The sequence below is a fragment of the Solihabitans fulvus genome (genome assembly GCF_008386585.1).
Lineage (GTDB): Bacteria > Actinomycetota > Actinomycetes > Mycobacteriales > Pseudonocardiaceae > Solihabitans > Solihabitans fulvus.
Genome location: NZ_VUOB01000131.1, coordinates 1 through 18,030, shown reverse-complemented (window position 1 = coordinate 18,030; position 18,030 = coordinate 1). Strand labels below are relative to the sequence as shown.

The following is an 18,030-nucleotide window of genomic DNA, read 5'->3' as shown; positions in this document are numbered from 1 at the left end:
CTCACCCAAGACTGACAGAGAGGGCCGCGGTCACCAAGAACCCGCCCAAGCAGAAGGCCACCGACCAGTCCACCCTCGAAGCCGTTGGCTCCTAACAGCCAGCGGGTGCCGGGTCGGGCCTCGCCCGGCCCGGCACCCGCGTGTGAAGGACCCGATCGTGCACGCCACACCGGAACACCCATGGAGGTCACCATGCGCACACGAGGTTCCCGTCTTCGTGCCCCCATTGTCGCCTGCGGCGTCGGCGTCTACTGGACCGTCACGTTCGTCGGCGCAGGCGAGATCCTGACCGGACACCTACCCGACCACTGGCCCAGCACCACCCTCGCCCTCGCGATGCTCGGCATCGTCCTGGCCGCGTTGGGTAAGTTGGTCACCCGCACGAATCTCGCTTGGCGCTGGATCCTCATAGGCGGTGCCGCGACGATGCCCTTGGCGGTCATCGGCGGTGCCAACGCGGATTCCACCACCGTCGGCGCCCTCATCCTGCTCGGCGGCCTCGCCAACTACCTCCACCACCGGGCGTACGGCACGAACATCCTGTCCGTCCCTACCCGCCGCCGGTGAAGTACCCGTGCGGAGGCGCATGATCCGGCCAACGACCGTGGCCGGCAGTTCCACCAACTCGGCGATCTGACCGACCGAACGCCCATCGCCACGCATCGCCCGCAACGCCCCAGCCTGACGCGCCCGCACCGCCCCGACACTCACCTCGGTCGCGAGGCGTGCACGTCGAATCTGACTGTCCAGTGTGGAGAGTTTGTCCGCGAGCTGCTGACGCAGAACCGCGATGACTTCCTCGGCTTCGGCGAACACGGCCAACGCCGCGTCCAACCGTTGATCACGTTCACGGGCCGAGGAATCCTGGGCCAGCTTCCGCCGGCGCATACGCTCCAACCGCTGCGACACCGCCGTGGACTTCCGCGGCCGCCGCGCGCTGTTCTCCTTGTGAGCCACCATCACCACTCCCGGTTCATGGCAGCCACCTTCACCCTCACCACCACCATACGCCGCCAACACCCAACCATGCATCCACTTCCAGCTCGAGACTCCACACCGCACCCCACACCCGACCCGCACCGCTACCCCTGCCTGCACCGTCCACACCGGCCTGTCACCCACACCGGTCCCACTACGCAGCACCTCTTGCACTGTGAGTGCGAACCGGCCCACCGTGACTTTCGTGATGGCGCTGCGGAAACTCACACCAGGCGGGTACGAGTACCTGACCGGCACCGTCGCCTGCCACGACCACCCGCTCGAACCCGGCGAATCCCTCGCCGACTACTACCTCGCCCACGGCTACCCACCCGGCCAGTGGTTCGGCACCGGCGCGGAACAGCTTGGCGTGACAGGAGAAGTCACCGCCGCACAGATGATGGCACTGTTCGGCGAAGGCCGACACCCACTGGCCGACAGCATCGAGGCGGACCTGCTCGCGGCCGGCACCAGTCCCGAGAAAGCGTTGACCGCCACCAAACTCGGCTACCGCTTCCCCCAGTACGGCGGCGAAGACACGCTCCGTAGGCGCGTCGCACAGGCGTACAAGGACCACAACCGTGCGACCGGTCGCCCCGACAACGCGCCCCTGCCTGACGATGTCCGCGCGACGATCCGACGCACCGTCACCGAGACCGCCTTCACCGACGCGCACCAAGGACAGGCGCCCGCCGACGCCGCCGAGCTGGCGCGGTGGCTGGCCGAGCAGAAGCGCGAGCTGCGCTCCGCCGTCGCCGGCTACGAGGCCGTGTTCGCGCCACCCAAGAGCGTGTCGGTCGCCTGGGCGTTAGCCGACCGCGCCACCGCAGACACCATCGCCACCGCCCACCGCGAGTCCGTGACCGACGCGCTGCGCTACCTCGAAACCAACGCCGCGTTCACCCGCAAAGGCTCCGCAGGGATCGCCCAGGTCGACGTCCGCGGCATCACCGCCGCCCAGTTCGAACACTGGGACTCCCGCACCGGCGACCCCCACCTGCACACCCACGTCCCCATCAGCACCAAAGTGCAGAACGACGCCGGAGAGTGGACCAGCCTGGACGGCCGCAGCATCCTCGCTGCCACCGTCACCATCAGCGAGTACTACAACTCCCGACTCCGCGACCACCTCCGCGACGCCGGCGCCACCTGGATCCAACGCCCCACCAACGGCATCGACATCACCCGCCCGGTGTGGGAGCTGGCCGGCGTGCCCACCGAGCTGATCGTCGCGTTCTCCCGACGCTCCGCACAGGTCGACGCCGCCCGCGCCGCCGGCATCGTCGCGTTCCGGAATCGGCACGGCCACGAACCCAACCCCCGCGAACTCCTCGAACTCGGTCGCCGGGCCCAGTACGGCACCCGTACAGCCAAGACCGCGCCCCGCACGCTGGCCCAACACCGCGCCCGGTGGCGAGCCTTCGCCGACGAGACCATCGGCGCCACCGCCCGCGAACAACTCGGTCACGACGTCCTCGCCGGCCGTGTCGCTGACGCCGCCGAGGTGAATGTCGCCGAATTGGCGGAACGCACCCGGCACGTCGTCAGCGACCACCGCGCCACGTTCACCCGGTGGAACCTGGAAGCCGAAGCCCACCGCCAAACCGCCCACCTCCCCCTCGCCCCCGATACCCACGCCGCCGCCGTGACCTCGGTGGTCCAAGCGATCCTCGACGCCGAGGACACCGTCACCCTGCAAGCTCCAACGCTGGTCGCCGAGCCGGCCGCGCTGCGTCGCCGCGACGGCGAGTCGGTGTTCACCCAACACAACGCCACCCGCTACACCACCCACACCACCCTGCGCGAAGAAGCCGCCCTCGTCGCCGCGGCCCAACGCACCGGAGGACACCGGGTCGACCTGGCCACCGTCGCGGTGGCCCTGGATGCCAGCGCCCGGCGCGGCGTCCACCTCAACCCCGCCCAGCAGCGTCTGGTCGCCGAGTTCGCCGCTTCTGGCCGCCGCGTCCAGCTCGCCCTCGCACCCGCCGGCACCGGCAAGACCACGGCGATGCGGGTGTTCGCCGACGCCTGGCGCGCCCAGGGCGGACGCGTGTTCGCGTTCGCGCCCTCCGCCCGCGCCGCCCAAGAACTCGCCGCCGCGATCGGCGCCCGACCCCACACCCTGCACCAAGTCCCCACCGCGCTGTTCCACGGCACCGCTCAACGGTCCTTCGGGTTCCGACAAGGTGACGTCGTCATCATCGACGAGGCCGCGATGTCGGGCACCCACACCCTGCACACCGTCATCCACCACGTCCTCGACCAAGGCGCCGACGTCCGCCTGGTCGGCGACGACCAGCAGCTGGCCGCCGTCGAAGCCGGCGGCGCGATCCGTCTCATCGCGCAGGATGTCGGCGCGCTACGACTGCACGAGGTCGTCCGGTTCACCGACTCCGACCAAGCCACCGCATCCCTCCAGATCCGCGAAGGCCACCCGCACGGGCTCAAGTACTACCTACGCAAGGGATGGGTCGAGGGAGGGTCCATCGAAACGATGCGTGACGCCGCCCAACAAGCGTGGCGGGCCGACCTCGACGCCGGACTCCAGTCGCTGCTCATCGCGCCCGCGCTCGACGACGTCGTCGCGTTGAACCTGCAAGCCCGCGCGCAACGCGCCGCCCGAGGCGACATCGACACCCACCGCGACGTCGCCCTGCACGACGGCACCCGCGCCGGCCGACACGACTGGATCGTCACCCGCCACAACGACCGCACCCTCACCGTCCTGCGCGGCAAGGACTTCGTCAAGAACGGCGACACCTGGGACGTCCTCACAGTCAGCCGCGACGGCGAACTCCGTGTCCAACACCGCACCCACGGCGCCCGCGCCACCCTGCCCGCCAGGTACGTCCGCACGCATGTCGAACTCGCCTACGCCGCCACCATCCATCGCGTCCAGGGCATGACCGTCGCCCACCGCGCCCACACCGTCATCCCACCCGGGATGACCCGCGAACAGTTCTACCCCACCATCACCCGAGCCCAAGGCGAGAACCGGATGTACGTGGTCACCACTCACCACGTCGCCGACTCCCACCAGGAAACCCCAGACGAAGTCACCGCCCGAGGAGTACTCACCGGCATCCTCAACCGACCCGGCACCGAAGCCTCCGCCACCGAACAACTCCGCGCCGCCCTCCACGAAGAAGAGTCTCTGGCCACTCTCGTGCCCCGCTACAACCACGCCGCCGACCTCGCCTCCACCCAGCGATACAAGAACCTGCTCTCCCAACACCTCCCCGCTGCGCTCGACGCCGACGCACTACCTGCGTTGCTGCAGACCATGCGCACTATCGACAGCATCGGCTGGCAAGCCGAACGCCTCATCCCCATGCTCGTGGCCGTACACGACTTCCTCGACGCCCAGGATCCCGCCGCCGTCCTCATCCACCGCGTCCAACGCCACACCGCTGCGTACCGCCCACCGGCCCGCATCGCCAATCCCACCACGGAGGAGGCACAGCGTTGGCGGGCCATCGTCACCAAGCACAACCCCGGGCTCGACGTCCACGACGACCGATGGGCAACAGTCTGTCAACACGGCGCGGCAGGCAGCCTCGACGCGGTCGACGCCGACACCGCCATCAACCACGCCGCCCTCGACGTTGCGACTCAGCCGACCAATGGTCCCGTGCCCGCACACCGCGCGGCAGCCTCCGCAGTCCTCGCCGCCCAACACGACGAGCGCCTCAGCGAGAACCTCGCGCTGCCGTGGATGGCCCGCCACAACCTCGCAGCCCTCGACCCCACTACCGACCTCGACCATTACCTCACGGCGACGAACACCACCATCGCCACACGCACAACCGAACTCGTTGAGCACGTCGTCCACACCCAGCCCCCATGGGCGGCCACCCTCGACACCCGACCAACCGACCACCACTCAGCGGCACGCTGGGACCGACTCATCGGACTGGCCGCCGCCTACCGCGAAACCTTCCACATCACGACCACCTCACCCGACCAACCACTCGGGCCCGAACCTGCCGATACCACACCCCAAGCCCCTGCCTGGCGACAGATCACCACCATGTGGGAACACATCACGACTGCCAGAAACACTCCCGACAGCGCGACCACCGAACTCCGCATCCACCAGCTCTACGAACAGGTCAACAACCACGAACGGCTCGACCGTCGCACTGCCCCCCGGCAACGGCACCACACCGACACACCGGACGACTACGAGGACGCCGACGCGCTCGACCACCACACCAGCCATCATCAGGGCACTGGATATTGACCATCACAAGGGAAGCGACGCAACGCCTGACTGTTGAGGCCTCCCGTCGCAGGCGACAGCCACGCGACCCTGAACAGCACCTCTTCCAACCGGTGGCGCACGATGAGGCACACCATCGGATCGGATCGCATCACACGCCACACGTCACACTCAGACTACAGTGAATGAGAAACACCGTTTCGAATAGCGTTAAGGCAGATCACAAATCCTCGGCCCCGCGCGAGCGGGGGTGTTCCGCGCGCCCACATCGCACGCATCGCAACCGCTGGCTCTGCCCCGCGCGAGCGGGGGTGTTCCCACGCGGTGGCCGCCGCAGGACCTGGTACTGCGGTCTTCCCCGCGCGAGCGGAGGTGTTCCGCCGGTCGGCCGCCGTGCCAGGGTACAGGTGCCGCCCTCTCCGCGCAGGCGGAGGTGGTTCGAGCAGTACGACGGGACCGCGTCGCGGGTCCAGCTGATCTCCACGCACGTGGAGGTGGTTCGCGCGGCATCGTCGCCGACACGACCCTGTGGGACTGATCACCACGCACGTGGAGGTGGTTCGACCCATCTCTTCATGCCGAGGATCTACTGGAACTGATCTCCGCGCACGTGGAGGTGGTTCGCAGGTGTGCGACGAGATCGAGGCGATCGGCCTCTGATCTCCACGCACGTGGAGGTGTTCCGAGACACCATGATCCGCGAGCCACGTGCGTGTGGTCCTCTCCGCGCAGGCGGAGGTGTTCCGGCTGGCGAGATCACCATCGTCGCCGCCGCGTGTCTTCCCCACGCGAGCAGGAATGTTCCCAGGCGCGCCCCGGGGACCGAGAGCCAGCCGAGGTCTTGCCTGCTCGAGCGGGGGGTATTCCCAGCTCATACAGCGGATCCCCGGCCGGGTCGTCGTCTTCCCCGCTCGCGCGGGGATGTTCCGTCGAGGTTCGCCGGCCAGCCGACCAGCGACTGCTCGGCCCTGCGCGAGCGGGGATGTTGCGGTGGTGCCGCCGGCCGCCTATGCGGTGCAGGACTCGACCCCGCGCGAGCGAGAGTGTTTCCACCCGGACGGCTATGCCACAGTCGTCGCTCTGCACGGCCAACCCACAACTCCAGTCTGGCCACTGAGAATCACCTCTCGACGCTACTTCCGCATGCCAGACTCCAAACTCCTCCGGACTACCCTCTTCATGAACCAGAGAAATAGAGACCAGCCACCAGCTTCAGAGACCTGCAATATTGCAATCTCGCACTAACTAGCCCTACTACACTGTAGATAATTAAAAATAATCCAGAGAACAGCATCTACAGAACCTGGACATATAGCCAAATCCGCTTCAGCTTGAGCGTCCACGAGGGGTCGATGAAATCTCCACTCAGCCCCTCTGCTTACATATCTGGTCTCGTGCCAACCTCGCCGCAGCCGGTGATCACGGAAGGTAGAAGTGACCGAAGGAATTCCTCCTGTAGGAGCGGCTTGGGGAAAATCCTCGAGCGACAAGCCACCGCATCCCCTGGTTTGCCATCAGGTCGACACAGCGGTGGTGGCCAGAACGTTGGCTTCACTGCTACTGGGTCCGCGTTGCCTCGCAGAGTTGCGGACCGCCTTCCTCCCACTGGGGGACGCTGATGGGTGGATCGCGTTGTTATGCGGCATCCACGACCTCGGCAAATACTCCCCCGGCTTCCAGGGGCTGCGGTCGGATCTGGCCGCCGCGAGGTTCGGACCGACCGCTACTGACGACGTGCGTTTCGTGGAACGACAGCGGGGAATCCGCCGCCTGGACACGCCTCACGGCCTGATCACCGCCCTGCACGTCATGACCATGCTGGAGTCCTGGGGTGCGGACGTGGCTGTCGCCGGCGAGATCGCTGTGGCATTGGGTGGACACCACGGGTATTTCCCCAGCTTCGGCCAGATTGATCAGGCTCGGAACGAGAAGAACAACCATGGGGGATCCAGATGGGCGGCATGGAGGGAGGCCATGGTCATCGATCTGGCAACCGCGCTGGGTCTTCCCGACCCCCGGTCTCTACCCTGGGCGGACGTGCGGTTCGACATCGGAGCCGCGATCGGGTTGGCCGCTTTGACCTCGGTCAGCGACTGGATCGCCTCGGACAGGACGAACTACAACACGCCGCAGGAGCCACTCGATCTGCCCACCTACGTACAAAGCGCTCGGTTGCGCGTCGGTCAGGCGATCGAGAAGGCAGGGTTGGAGCGCTGGGTGCCCCCGGCGGACACGAGCTTCTCCGCGCTGTACCCGGACGTGGAGGAGGCATATCACGTGCAGGTGGTGGTGGAGGAGCTCACGGCGGGACTCGAGTCGCCGACGCTGGTGGTGGTGGAGGCTCCGACCGGCGAAGGCAAGACGAAGGCCGCGTTGCAGGTCTCGGCCACTCTGGTACGCCGCCTCAAGCTCGCCGGGGTGTACGTGGGAATGCCGACCAAAGCGACCAGCAACCAAGTGCTGGGCGAGGTCGAGAAGCTACTGACGACGCTACAAGACCGCACTACGGTGCGATTGATCCACTCCGGTGCAAGAGAATTCCTGGCACAACGAACCACCGAACCATCCGACATCGGCCAGGACGATCCCGAGGACTGCGACGTCGCCGCCCGTGAGTGGTTCACCAGGAAGAAGAGCCTGCTGACCAACCTCGGAGTAGGCACCGTGGACCAGGCCGCACGGGCGGCGATCCGGTCCGGCCACATGTTCGTGCGGCTGGCGGCGTTGTCGAACAAGGTCGTCGTCTTCGACGAGATCCACTCTTACGACATCCACCTGTCAGCTCTGCTGGATCGGCTCCTGATGTGGCTGGGGCGGTTGGGCGTGTCAGTGGTGCTGCTGTCCGCGACCCTGCCGACGCGTCGCCGACGCGAACTGACCGCTGCGTGGCAGGCCGGACTGCTGGGCCGCCTTCCGGACGACACCCCGGCAGAGCAGGTGACCGGATCTGACCATTACCCGCGGGTCACGGTCGTCGGCCGAGACGCACCCGTGGTGCTGGGTGCCAAGACCTCGCCACTCAACAGGGATCGTCGAGTGCAGATGGTTGGCCCCGTTCCGCCCGACCAGGTCGTGGGATGGCTGCTGGACCGGGTGGGCGAGGGCGGGTGCGCCGCAGTCGTCCACAATATGGTCCGTCGCGCGGAGGAGACGTTCCGATCGCTGGACAAGGACCTGACCGGGCGGGGCATCGCAGTGCGGCTTCTGCACGGGCAGATGACCAACGCCGATCGGTACGAGCGAGAAGCTTGGCTGGCGAAGTCGTTCGGCCCTAAGGGCAACCGCCCCCACTCGATCGTCGTCGGCACCCAGGTGTTGGAGCAGAGCCTGGATCTGGACTTCGACGTCATGCTCAGTGACCTTGCACCGATCGACCTGTTGATCCAGCGCGTCGGCCGCGTGCATCGGCATACCCGCGAGGGACGGGGCAACCTGGTGTTGGGGATCACTGGAGTAGTCCACGGTTCGGACGGGCCGGCCTTCCCCCGCGGGTTGCACACCGTCTACTCCCCCTACGTGCTGATGCGGACATGGGCGGTGCTACAGAACAGGCAGGAGATCTGCTGTCCCGATGAGGTTCCGACGCTGATCGACCAGGTGTACGGACCCGACGACGCGGTCAACTGTCCGCCAGGCTGGGAGAAAGCGTGGCACAAGGCCCAGGTCACCCATCGCGAGCTCGTGCGCCGACGTCAGAGTCAGGCGCGGACCGTGTACCTGCCGATGCCAGCGGGACCGAGCGGCTCGGTCGGGTTGCAGCAACTGTCAACACAGCCAAAGAGTCCAACGTGGACTCGGAGCGGACGTCGAAAACGATGATCGATGACGACTACGATCTCACCGAGTCAGGCGTGGATGTTGTTGTGCTCCACGCGATTCCTGAAACAGACCTCGTGATGCCAACGCAAGGAACAGCATCGGTGGACCTGTCCTCGGACACGGTCGACGCGGTGACGTTGGATGAGCTTGTGGCATCTAGCACGGTGCTGTCGGCACCGGACGGCGTGCCGCACGATGTCGTGTCCACTCTGCACGGCACGCCCGCTCCGGCAGCGTTCATCAGCAGCCCGTGGTTGCGGGAGCACAGGGCGTTGGTGTTCCTCGATGGCCAGTGCCGCATCGGTGATCATGTCCTTGTCCACGACCGGAAGTCGGGCGTGCACGTCCGTGATGAATGGTGACCGCCGAACCGACACCGGCGTTCGACCTGTTGACACAACCATGGATCCCCGTGATCGACCTGCGGGGGGAACGGTGCGAGGTCGGACTGATCGGGTTGCTGCACGACGCACACAGGATCAGACGAATAGTCGGCGACACTCCACCGATGACCGCAGCCCTACACCGACTGGTACTGGCGTTCCTACATCGCAGCTACGGACCATCCAGCGAGCAAGCGTGGGCCACGTTGTGGTCAGCACCGCAACTGCCCCGCGCGCCGGTGGACAACTATGTCGCCGACAAACGCGACCGCTTCGACTTGTTCGATCCCGTGCAGCCGTTCCTGCAGTGCCCCGCGTTGAAGGGCCTGGCGCCGTCGACAGCGGCGAAACTCGTGCCGCATCGAGCCGTGGGCAACAACGTGACGCTGTTTGACCACACCACGGCGACCGACAAGATCGTCCTCAGCCAGGCCGAGTCCGCGCGATGGCTCGTCACCGCGCACGCGTTCGACCCAGGTGGCATGAAAACCCCCTACGAGAAAGACAAATCGTCCGAACGAGCACCCTGCAATCTGCTGGGCGTCGTGCTCGTGGAAGGCGCCACGCTGAAAGAGACCCTCCTACTCAACGCACTGATCTATGCGCCGAAGTACGCGGAGCCGTTCATGACGTACGCGGAGGACCGGCCGGCGTGGGAGGAGCCGATCGCACCGATGCCACAGCCGGACAGCCGAGTGGGGCGAGGCTGGACCGACGTGTTGACCTGGCCCTCCAGGAGAATCCTGTTGTCGCGTGGCGTTGTCGACGGCAACCCGGTGGTGGACGGCGTGACACTCACGCCGGGGGTGCGGTTCAAGGGAAAGCCGGTCGACGAGGAGAAGATGGCGGCCTTCCGTCAGCCGGTGGCCGCAAACGGCAAGCCGAAGGCGGACGCGCCGATGCTGCCCGTGCGGTTGAGCCCGCTGCGCGGGGTCTGGCGGCACAGCGTCGAATTGCTGCTGACCGATGTCTGGCAGGAGGGCCGATCACGGCTGCGACCGCGGGCTCTGGAACAGATCGCGACGTTGGCGGCGCATCAGATCATTCCCCGCGACGCGGTGTACACGCTGCGCGTGTTCGGACAGCAGCTGGACAAGAACGCGGCAGTCGTCGAGGCCTACCTGGAGGAACAGGTCCCGGCTCCGGTCTCGCTGCTGCGCGCCGAGGACCAGTCGCTCGGCGCGCTGATCGGCACCGCCATCGCGTTGGCCGACGACGCCGGAGCCGCCCTGCGCAACATGGAACGCGACTATCTCAAGGATCAGCGCGCCGAACCGACGTCCGGCCTCGACCTCGCCTACTGGCCGCCACTGGACCGAACCTTCGCGACTTTTCTGCGGGAGTTGGGGCGGGCACGCGCTGAGGCGATCCCCGAGACGGACGCGGTGGCCATTTGGGCCAAGGAGATCGAACGCACGGCGCAGCAGGCAGCGGACCGGTGGGCCGAAGGGGTACCAGCGGTGGAGCGAAACTTGCTGATGCTCGGCAAGCATCACGGAGACTTCCTGCGTCGCCTGGACCGGCTGGTGAGCACCTTCCACCGCGAGGTGCGCAATTACATCACGAGAGAGGACCAACAGGAATGACAGACGCTCTCGGCGACCGGCGCCGCAGATTCGTCAGCTATCTCTACGGCCTCCACAACGGACTCGGCTCAGGCAACACGAAACGGGCGAGCGAGTCGCGGCAGGCGTTGGCCCGGCTGCGGCGGATGTTCTCCGGACCACGGCAGGAGGCCGAGGCCTACGAGTACGTCTTCCCTCACGATCCACCGCAGAGCGAGCAGGAGGTGTGGCTACTGGTGGGAGGACTGTTCGCGCTGCACCCTCAGTCTCGACGCGGGCCAACACGCCGCAGTTCGCTGGGCGGCTCGATGGGAGAGCTGGAGGCCACCCGCGGCTCGGCAGCGACCAGGCGCTTCACGCAGCTCCTCGGACGCGACCGCGACGCGCTGGCTCACCACCTGCGCCAGACCCTCCGGCTCCTGGCGGCCAACGAGATCTCCGTGGACTTCGACCAACTTTTGCAGGACCTGGTCGTGCTGCTTGGCGACCGCTACCGCGAGGACGAGGCGCACCGGGTGCGGCTGCGCTGGGCCCGCGAGTTCCACCGCCCACCCACATCTCAGGCCGCCCGAACTGACGAACCCGCCGAGCAGTCCCCCGTCGACGTGTGACCTATCCCAGGGAGAACTTTGTGATCCTCGAACTGCACCTGCTTCAGTCCTTCCCGGTCAGCAACCTCAACCGCGACGACGTCGGCCAGCCCAAGACGGCGACCTTCGGCGGCCATACCCGCGGCCGGATCTCCAGCCAATCCCTCAAGCGGTCGGCCCGCCTGCTGTTCAACGAACACGGCCTGGACAAGTCCGAGACCGGCGTGCGAACCAAACGACTGGTCGAGAACACCGCCACCGCACTCGCACGAGCCGGCCGAGACAGAGACACCGCGCCAGGTGTCGTTGTGGTCGCCCTGGAAACGCTCGGATTCGGCGTCGACCCGTCCAAGGGTCTGACCCAGTACCTGTTGTTCGTCGGCCGCGAAGCCATCGACCGTCTCACCGTGTACTGCCAGAACAACTGGGACGCCCTCGAGGCCAAGGCCACCGCGAAAGCAGCCGCCGAGAAGGCAGCCAAGGAAGCGGCCGCGAAGGCCGCCGGCAAGGACACCGCGAAGGGAGGCACCACACCGGCCAAGCCCGCCAAACAGGTCAAGATCAAGCCAGACAAGGCCACGATCGAGGAGGCCAAGCGGATTCTCAACGCCGAGCGAGCCGCCGACGTCGCCTTGTTCGGACGAATGATCGCCGACAACAAGGACTTCAACGTCAACGCCGCCTCCCAGGTCGCCCACGCGATCTCCACCCACGCCGTGATCAACGAGTTCGACTTCTACACCGCAGTCGACGACCTCAAGCCCGACGCGGAGTCCGGCGCGGACATGATCGGCACTGTCGACTTCAACTCCGCCTGCTACTACCGTTACGCCAACCTCGACCTCGCCCAGCTCGTCCACAACCTGGGCGGAGACACGGACCTGGCCGACCGCGCCACCCACGCGTGGCTGCACTCGTTCATCCACGCCGTGCCCAGCGGCAAGCAGAACTCCATGGCCGCCCGCACCATGCCCGACACGCTGCTGGGTGTTGTCCGCGAGGCCGGCGCGTGGAACCTGGCCAACGCGTTCTTGAAGCCGGTCACCGACACCGACCTCATGGCGGCTTCCAGTGAACGTCTCACCCGCCATTTCGGTCAACTGCGCGACTTCTATGGCGACAGCCAGCTCCGCGCAGTAGCCGGTGCTTCGGTCAGCGGCGACCTGCCTCATCTCACCGCCTCAGACACTGTCTCCGGTTTGGACCAGTTCACCGGCCGCTTGCTCACCGCTGTCAAGGCGTGACCACCGTGCCGACCTCGCTGGCTCTGTGCTTCGACAGTCCGCTGCAGTCCTGGGGAACCCGCTCGCGGGGGATCATCCGAGACACCACAACCGAGCCCACCAAGTCCGGAGTCACCGGGCTTCTCGCCGCCGCGCTCGGTGTCCCTCGTGACAACGACGAGACCGTCGCCGAGCTTGCCGCGATGCGCCTGGCGGTGCGCGTGGACCGGGAGGGCATCCTCGAACGCGATTTCCACACGGTCCAGAACGTCCCCACCACCATGGGGGCTGGGCACCGCACCGTGGTCAGCGAACGCTACTACCTAGCCGATGCCCTGTTCCTGGTCGTCCTGGAGGGTGACCCGCAGCTACTTCACCGCCTCGAGCAGAAGATCGACCAACCACAGTGGCCGCTGTTCTTCGGGCGCCGGGCCTTCGTCCCCGCCCGGCCCCTACGCACCTGCACGGGTCTTACCGACCAAGCCGCCGCTGACGTCATCACGACCCACCCATGGCTGGAAACCGACAGGGACGTCCGCGCTACCGAACGGCTCAAACAGGACCGGGCCCCGTTGCGCACCATCATCGACTGCTCTCCAGGCACTCCCGGTGCCGAAGTCCGCTCCGACCATCCCGTCAGCTTCAGCGAAGGCAACCGCAGGTTCAGCACCCGCACAGTCCTCAACGGCATCACGCCACTGACACACGACATGATCACCGCAGGAGAACCCTCGTGTTCTTGACCAAACTCAACGTCAACGTCAGGTCCCGCGAGTTCCGTCGCGACTTCGCCAACATCCACGACATGCACCGCACCGTCATGTCCGCCTACCCCGCCGTCGACGCCGGCATTCCCGCGCGGCAAGCCCACGGTGTCCTGTGGCGCCTGGACCCCACCCACAGCGGCTACATCCAGTACACCCAGAGCCACACCATCCCGGACTGGACCCGCCTTCCTCCCGGCTACCTCGCCACGCCCGCCGAAGTCCGCCCCCTGCAACCGGTTCTGGACGCCATTGCGCCCGGTCGCAAGCTCCTGTTCCGCATACTCGCCAACGCAACCCAGGACATCCGCCCGCCCGAACTCCGCGGCGCTAGCAGGCGCGTCGCCCACCGCAGCGCCGAAAGCCAGATCAACTGGCTCATCGGCAAGGGCGAACGCCACGGCTTCGTCATCCCCACCGGGCGCGACGGCAAACCCGACGTCGCACCCTCTCCCGTCCCCAACATGACTGGCGACAAAGGCGGCACCAAACCGATCACCATCGGCGCGGTGCGCTTCGACGGGCATCTGATCATCACGGACGCGCAGGCCTTCACCGACGCCGTCGTCACGGGCATCGGGCGCGCCAGGGCCTACGGTTGCGGTCTGCTGACCGTCGCCCCACCACACAACAGCTGACCGAGTAGAGACCCGTATGCTGAGTCTGACAACAGGAAGCCCCTGGCGCAGGCCAGTGGACTGGGGCCGGTTGAGGCGTCCACCTGCTGTTGCGCCAAGCCTGGCCTGTCACGCGCAGCGCTGAACGCCTCAACGTCGCGCGCCGGATGTACGCGATGCGGTTTCCCTGCCAAGACGTCTCGGCGCTGAACGTGCGGCAGCTACGCGGGCGCGAAAGCACCCGCGTGAAGAAGGATTACCCGCAGCACTCCGAACGCAGTGGAGTGGTCCGGAAGCGCCGGGAGTACAAGGCCGGAGACGCCCTCGCCACGGGAGATGATGTCAACCGGACCTGTCGGCGGCAAACTCCGCGTTGTATGACGTCTGCCATGCGGCGATCGTCGAGGTGGGGCCAGTCCCGGCCTGGGGTTCGTGCACACCGGCTCGGCGACTTCGTTCGTTATGGACGTCGCGGACCTCTGCAAGGCCGAGTTGACCGTCCTGCTCGCCTTCGACCTCGACCCTTACGAGCTGTGGGACGTGGACCGGGATTCTTTGCCCGGTGCCGTCAACTGGTCACTGGACCCCGACAGCTCCGACGGGGAGCACGTTGTCGTGATCGGCCCGGAGTTCGCAGACGCCCTGCCGCAGAAGGTGGACTGGTGACGGTCATCCTGCTCATCGCCGTCGCTGAAGGACTACGCGGGCACCTGACCGCTGGATGGTCGAGGTCTCCGCCGACGTGTTCGTGGGTACGCCGAACCGCCGTGTCCGGGAACGCATTTGGGAGTTGCTATCGGAGCGAGTGCATGATGACAGGCGGTCATGGTCGAGCCCGCCAACAACGAGCAGGCTGGACAGTCCGCACCGCAGAGCCGGACCGCTGGTATCCCGTGGACTACGACGGACTCGTGCTCTCAGCTCGACTTCGCAGATCGCTAAGCTCGTCACAGTGCCGTACCAACAACAAGGCCCATCGCACACAGTGAATGAGAAACACCGTTTCTGATACTAACAACGCAGGTCGCGAAGCCTCGGCCCCGCGCGAGCGGGGATGTTCCGTTCTCCGAGGTCTACCTGTGGCAGCGGCGGCTCTCGGCCCCGCGCGAGCGGGGATGTTCCGGCCGGCGTGGACGGCTCGACCCAGGTCGTCGCCTCGGCCCCCGCGCGAGCGTGGGATGTTCCGATCACCGACATCCTCGCCAACGTCAAGTGGATCTCGGCCCCGCGCGAGCGGGAATGTTCCCTCCAGCACGTCGGCCAGCACCACCAGCACCGGCCCGGCCCCGCGCGAGCGGGGATGTTCCTACGGTGTCGGAGATCCAGCGGCGCTTCGAGTCCTCGGCCCCGCGCGAGCGGGGATGTTCCTGGGCCCAGTCGTCGATCTCTGGGGCTGCCAGCTCGGGCCCCACGCGAGCGGGGATGTTGGCTCACCGCTACACCGATCTGATCTCAGTTGGCAGCGTAGAAGAGTGCACTACCGACTGGGCTATCGATTGACCGTCACACGCGGAATATTTCGATACGCCACGGTGCCACACGGCATCACTCAACCCGTTAAAGGCCCTTTCAGTATTCATCTATCGGCACCGCCACGTCACTTTTCACTCTAACGAGCACTTGAACTGACCGTAGAATACAACCTAACGCAACTGGAGACAAGGAAGCTAGACAATGAATAAAGGATCCACATACAAGCGATGCGGGTGCCAGGACCCTGCCTCAGGGAAGAAACTGGGCGCTTCCTGCCCGAAACTACGGCGAAGTGATGGCGCTTGGCATCCCAACCATGGCGCGTGGCACTACCGCCTCGAACTGCCTGGCGACGAACACGGCAAGCGGCAGATGCTCCGCCGCGGCAGCTTTGGCTCACAAGATGACGCCCAGGACGAGCTGAACCAGGTGCACAGCCTGCTCGCCATCCCTGACCAGGACGACGCCGATGCCCTCCGACAGGTCGCCGCCGTGCTCCAGGACGTCACGAAGCGCGGGGAAAAGCTCCCAACCCAGGAAAGTATTCGAAGACAACTCCAGACCGGCGACCCGTACACGGATCGACTCACCACCGGCACATGGCTCACCCAATGGCTGGCCACCAAGCGAAAGATCAAGAAGAGCACCTGGCGCGGCTACGCGTCACATATCCGCCTCTATCTCGAGCCGAGCCTGGGCGGGATACGCTTGGACCGTCTCAATGTCGGCCACGTGCAGGAGATGTTCGACGCGATCGACGAGCGAAACGACTTCATTCAGAAATGCCGACACTCCGGCAACAGAGAGCTGCGCACACTGGTCAAAGGCGAACGCATCACCGGACCGGCGACCAAACAACGCATCAGAGCCACGCTCCGAGCCGCACTCAACGCGGCATGCCGGCCACCGGCGAAAATCACCTACAACCCTGCCATGTACGTGGAGCTCCCCTCCGGGAAGCCCCCAAAGGCGCTGGTGTGGACCGAGGAGCGGGTGGAACGGTGGCGAACGACGGGCGAGACACCCTCCGCGGTGATGGTCTGGACTCCGGAGCAGACCGGAGAGTTCCTCGACCACATTGAGGACGATCCGCTGTATCCCCTCTACCACCTCATCGCCTACCGCGGCCCGCGCCGAGGTGAGGCATGCGGCGCGCATTGGAGCGACCTGAACCGCAAGGCTCGGACCCTCCGAGTTGCGTGGCAGGTCGTCAAGCTCGGCACCGAGATCTTCCTCGACACACCGAAGTCCGACGCCGGCGCGCGGCTCCTCGCACTGGACGAGAACACCTGCGAGGTTCTCGACGCCCATCGCGAGCGGCAGCGGGAACGGCAGCTCGAACTCGGGGAGATCTGGCAGGATTCGGGCCTCATTTTCACCGGTGAGCTCGGCGCCCCGCTGAACCCGAACCACGTGTCCAACCACTTCCAGGACCTGGTCGCCCAGGCCGGCCTGCCGCCGATTCGACTGCACGACCTCCGGCACGGGGCTGCGACATTGGCGTTGGTGGCCGGCGTCGACATGAAAGTGGTGCAGGAGATGCTGGGCCACGCCACCTATGCCTTCACTGCAGACACCTACACCAGCGTGCCGCCGCAGCTGGCGGCGGACGCCGCCGAGAGCGCCGCGAAGGTGGTCCCGCGATCTTCCTCCAGAACTCCCGGGCACACCTCGGGCACACCAGAGATCAACAAGGAAGCGACTGGAGATGACGCTGCGAAGAAGTCGCAGGTCAGGTGGGTGAAGAAGCGTGCCCCCGGTGCGACTCGAACGCACACTGGACGGATTTTGAGTCCGCTGCCTCTGCCGATTGGGCTACGGGGGCTGGCCAACACACTGTACGCGACCTTGGTTTGGGGAGTTCGCGTACCCCGGTCATTCGGTGTTGGAGGTTCGGGGCGCCTGGTGTTCCGTGACGATTGTCGGGGCGGGGTCGGCCAATGACGTGGGGCGGTTGGGGCCGAGGATGATGATGCCTACGCCGAGGAGGCAGACGATCGCGCCGAGGATGTCCCAGCGGTCCGGGCGATAGCCGTCCACGACAACGCCCCAGAGGAGTGAGCCGGCGACGAAAACTCCTCCGTAGGCCGCGAGGATGCGCCCGAAGTGTGCGTCCGGTTGCAGGGTGGCTACGAAGCCGTAGATCCCCAGGGCGATGACGCCAGCTCCCATCCACAGCATGCCGCGGTGTTCGCGCACGCCCTGCCAGATCAGCCACGCTCCACCGATCTCGGTCAGCGCGGCCAACAGGAACAGCAGGACGGAACGGAGAGCCATGGCATCAGCCTAGGCTCGGGGGAATCAGGTCCGCAGCGTCAGTAGGGGTGGTTTGGTTCGGCGCCCATTGACGCATATACGACAATGGCCCGTTGGAGCTCGAAGATTTCTCTCCAAAC

The 18,030-nt window shown here is 66.3% G+C and carries 11 protein-coding genes, 1 tRNA gene and 2 pseudogenes; 12 read left to right on the top strand and 2 right to left on the bottom strand.

Features of this window, described 5'->3' with window-relative positions:
* The first annotated feature begins 192 nt into the window (after positions 1-192).
* From F0L68_RS40680 to F0L68_RS40625, 12 genes and pseudogenes are all read left to right on the top strand, one after another.
* The gene (locus F0L68_RS40680; RefSeq protein WP_149855260.1) at positions 193-567 is read left to right on the top strand and encodes a hypothetical protein; all 375 of its coding nucleotides are present in this window, start codon (positions 193-195) and stop codon (positions 565-567) included.
* Positions 568-1,186: 619 nt separating this feature from the next.
* Positions 1,187-5,221, top strand: a complete 4,035-nt coding sequence (mobF, locus tag F0L68_RS40675) for a MobF family relaxase (RefSeq protein ID WP_223199591.1) — start codon at positions 1,187-1,189, stop codon at positions 5,219-5,221.
* A 1,413-nt stretch (positions 5,222-6,634) separates the two neighbouring features.
* Positions 6,635-9,019, top strand: a complete 2,385-nt coding sequence (gene cas3, locus F0L68_RS40670; protein ID WP_149855258.1) for a CRISPR-associated helicase Cas3' — start codon at positions 6,635-6,637, stop codon at positions 9,017-9,019.
* Positions 9,016-9,381 carry a hypothetical protein gene (locus F0L68_RS40665; RefSeq protein ID WP_149855257.1) on the top strand — a complete coding sequence of 122 codons (366 nt, stop codon included), beginning with the start codon at positions 9,016-9,018 and terminating at the stop codon, positions 9,379-9,381. The genes cas3 and F0L68_RS40665 overlap by 4 nt, the downstream gene beginning before the upstream one ends.
* Positions 9,375-10,988: a type I-E CRISPR-associated protein Cse1/CasA gene (casA, locus tag F0L68_RS40660; RefSeq protein WP_149855256.1), complete on the top strand. Its 1,614-nt coding sequence runs from the start codon at positions 9,375-9,377 to the stop codon at positions 10,986-10,988. The genes F0L68_RS40665 and casA overlap by 7 nt, the downstream gene beginning before the upstream one ends.
* Positions 10,985-11,578 (top strand): type I-E CRISPR-associated protein Cse2/CasB, encoded by a 594-nt coding sequence (gene casB, locus F0L68_RS40655; RefSeq protein ID WP_149855255.1) that lies wholly within the window; start codon positions 10,985-10,987, stop codon positions 11,576-11,578. Before casA ends, casB begins: the two co-directional genes overlap by 4 nt.
* 20 nt (positions 11,579-11,598) lie before the next feature.
* Positions 11,599-12,801: a type I-E CRISPR-associated protein Cas7/Cse4/CasC gene (gene cas7e / locus F0L68_RS40650; protein WP_149855254.1), complete on the top strand. Its 1,203-nt coding sequence runs from the start codon at positions 11,599-11,601 to the stop codon at positions 12,799-12,801.
* Positions 12,798-13,523: a type I-E CRISPR-associated protein Cas5/CasD gene (gene cas5e, locus F0L68_RS40645; RefSeq protein WP_223199590.1), complete on the top strand. Its 726-nt coding sequence runs from the start codon at positions 12,798-12,800 to the stop codon at positions 13,521-13,523. The genes cas7e and cas5e overlap by 4 nt, the downstream gene beginning before the upstream one ends.
* Positions 13,514-14,182 (top strand): type I-E CRISPR-associated protein Cas6/Cse3/CasE, encoded by a 669-nt coding sequence (cas6e, locus tag F0L68_RS40640; protein WP_149855253.1) that lies wholly within the window; start codon positions 13,514-13,516, stop codon positions 14,180-14,182. The genes cas5e and cas6e overlap by 10 nt, the downstream gene beginning before the upstream one ends.
* Positions 14,183-14,623: 441 nt before the next feature.
* Positions 14,624-14,827, top strand: a complete 204-nt coding sequence (locus tag F0L68_RS40635) for a hypothetical protein (RefSeq protein ID WP_149855252.1) — start codon at positions 14,624-14,626, stop codon at positions 14,825-14,827.
* A gap of 55 nt (positions 14,828-14,882) precedes the next feature.
* Positions 14,883-15,170, top strand: coding sequence for a type I-E CRISPR-associated endoribonuclease Cas2 (locus F0L68_RS44995; protein ID WP_223199589.1), 288 nt, complete (start codon positions 14,883-14,885; stop codon positions 15,168-15,170).
* Between the two features lie 665 nt (positions 15,171-15,835).
* Positions 15,836-17,164: pseudogene (locus F0L68_RS40625) on the top strand (tyrosine-type recombinase/integrase); the annotation flags it as partial.
* 221 nt (positions 17,165-17,385) lie between these two features.
* Here F0L68_RS40625 and F0L68_RS40620 read toward each other — a convergent pair.
* Together F0L68_RS40620 and F0L68_RS40615 are read right to left on the bottom strand one after the other, a co-directional pair.
* A tRNA-Leu gene (locus tag F0L68_RS40620) sits at positions 17,386-17,459 on the bottom strand.
* Positions 17,460-17,590: 131 nt separating this feature from the next.
* Positions 17,591-17,911, bottom strand: a pseudogene (locus tag F0L68_RS40615) (YnfA family protein); the annotation flags it as partial.
* Positions 17,912-18,030: the final 119 nt, after the last annotated feature.

Excerpts from the sequence above, each read along its gene's own strand:
- F0L68_RS40680 (WP_149855260.1), top strand. The coding sequence starts at position 193 with ATGCGCACACGAGGTTCCCGTCTTCGTGCCCCCATTGTCGCCTGCGGC.
- casA (WP_149855256.1), top strand. The coding sequence starts at position 9,375 with ATGGTGACCGCCGAACCGACACCGGCGTTCGACCTGTTGACACAACCA.
- mobF (WP_223199591.1), top strand. The coding sequence starts at position 1,187 with ATGGCGCTGCGGAAACTCACACCAGGCGGGTACGAGTACCTGACCGGC.
- F0L68_RS40665 (WP_149855257.1), top strand. The coding sequence starts at position 9,016 with ATGATCGATGACGACTACGATCTCACCGAGTCAGGCGTGGATGTTGTT.
- casB (WP_149855255.1), top strand. The coding sequence starts at position 10,985 with ATGACAGACGCTCTCGGCGACCGGCGCCGCAGATTCGTCAGCTATCTC.
- F0L68_RS44995 (WP_223199589.1), top strand. The coding sequence starts at position 14,883 with ATGGTCGAGGTCTCCGCCGACGTGTTCGTGGGTACGCCGAACCGCCGT.
- F0L68_RS40635 (WP_149855252.1), top strand. The coding sequence starts at position 14,624 with ATGGACGTCGCGGACCTCTGCAAGGCCGAGTTGACCGTCCTGCTCGCC.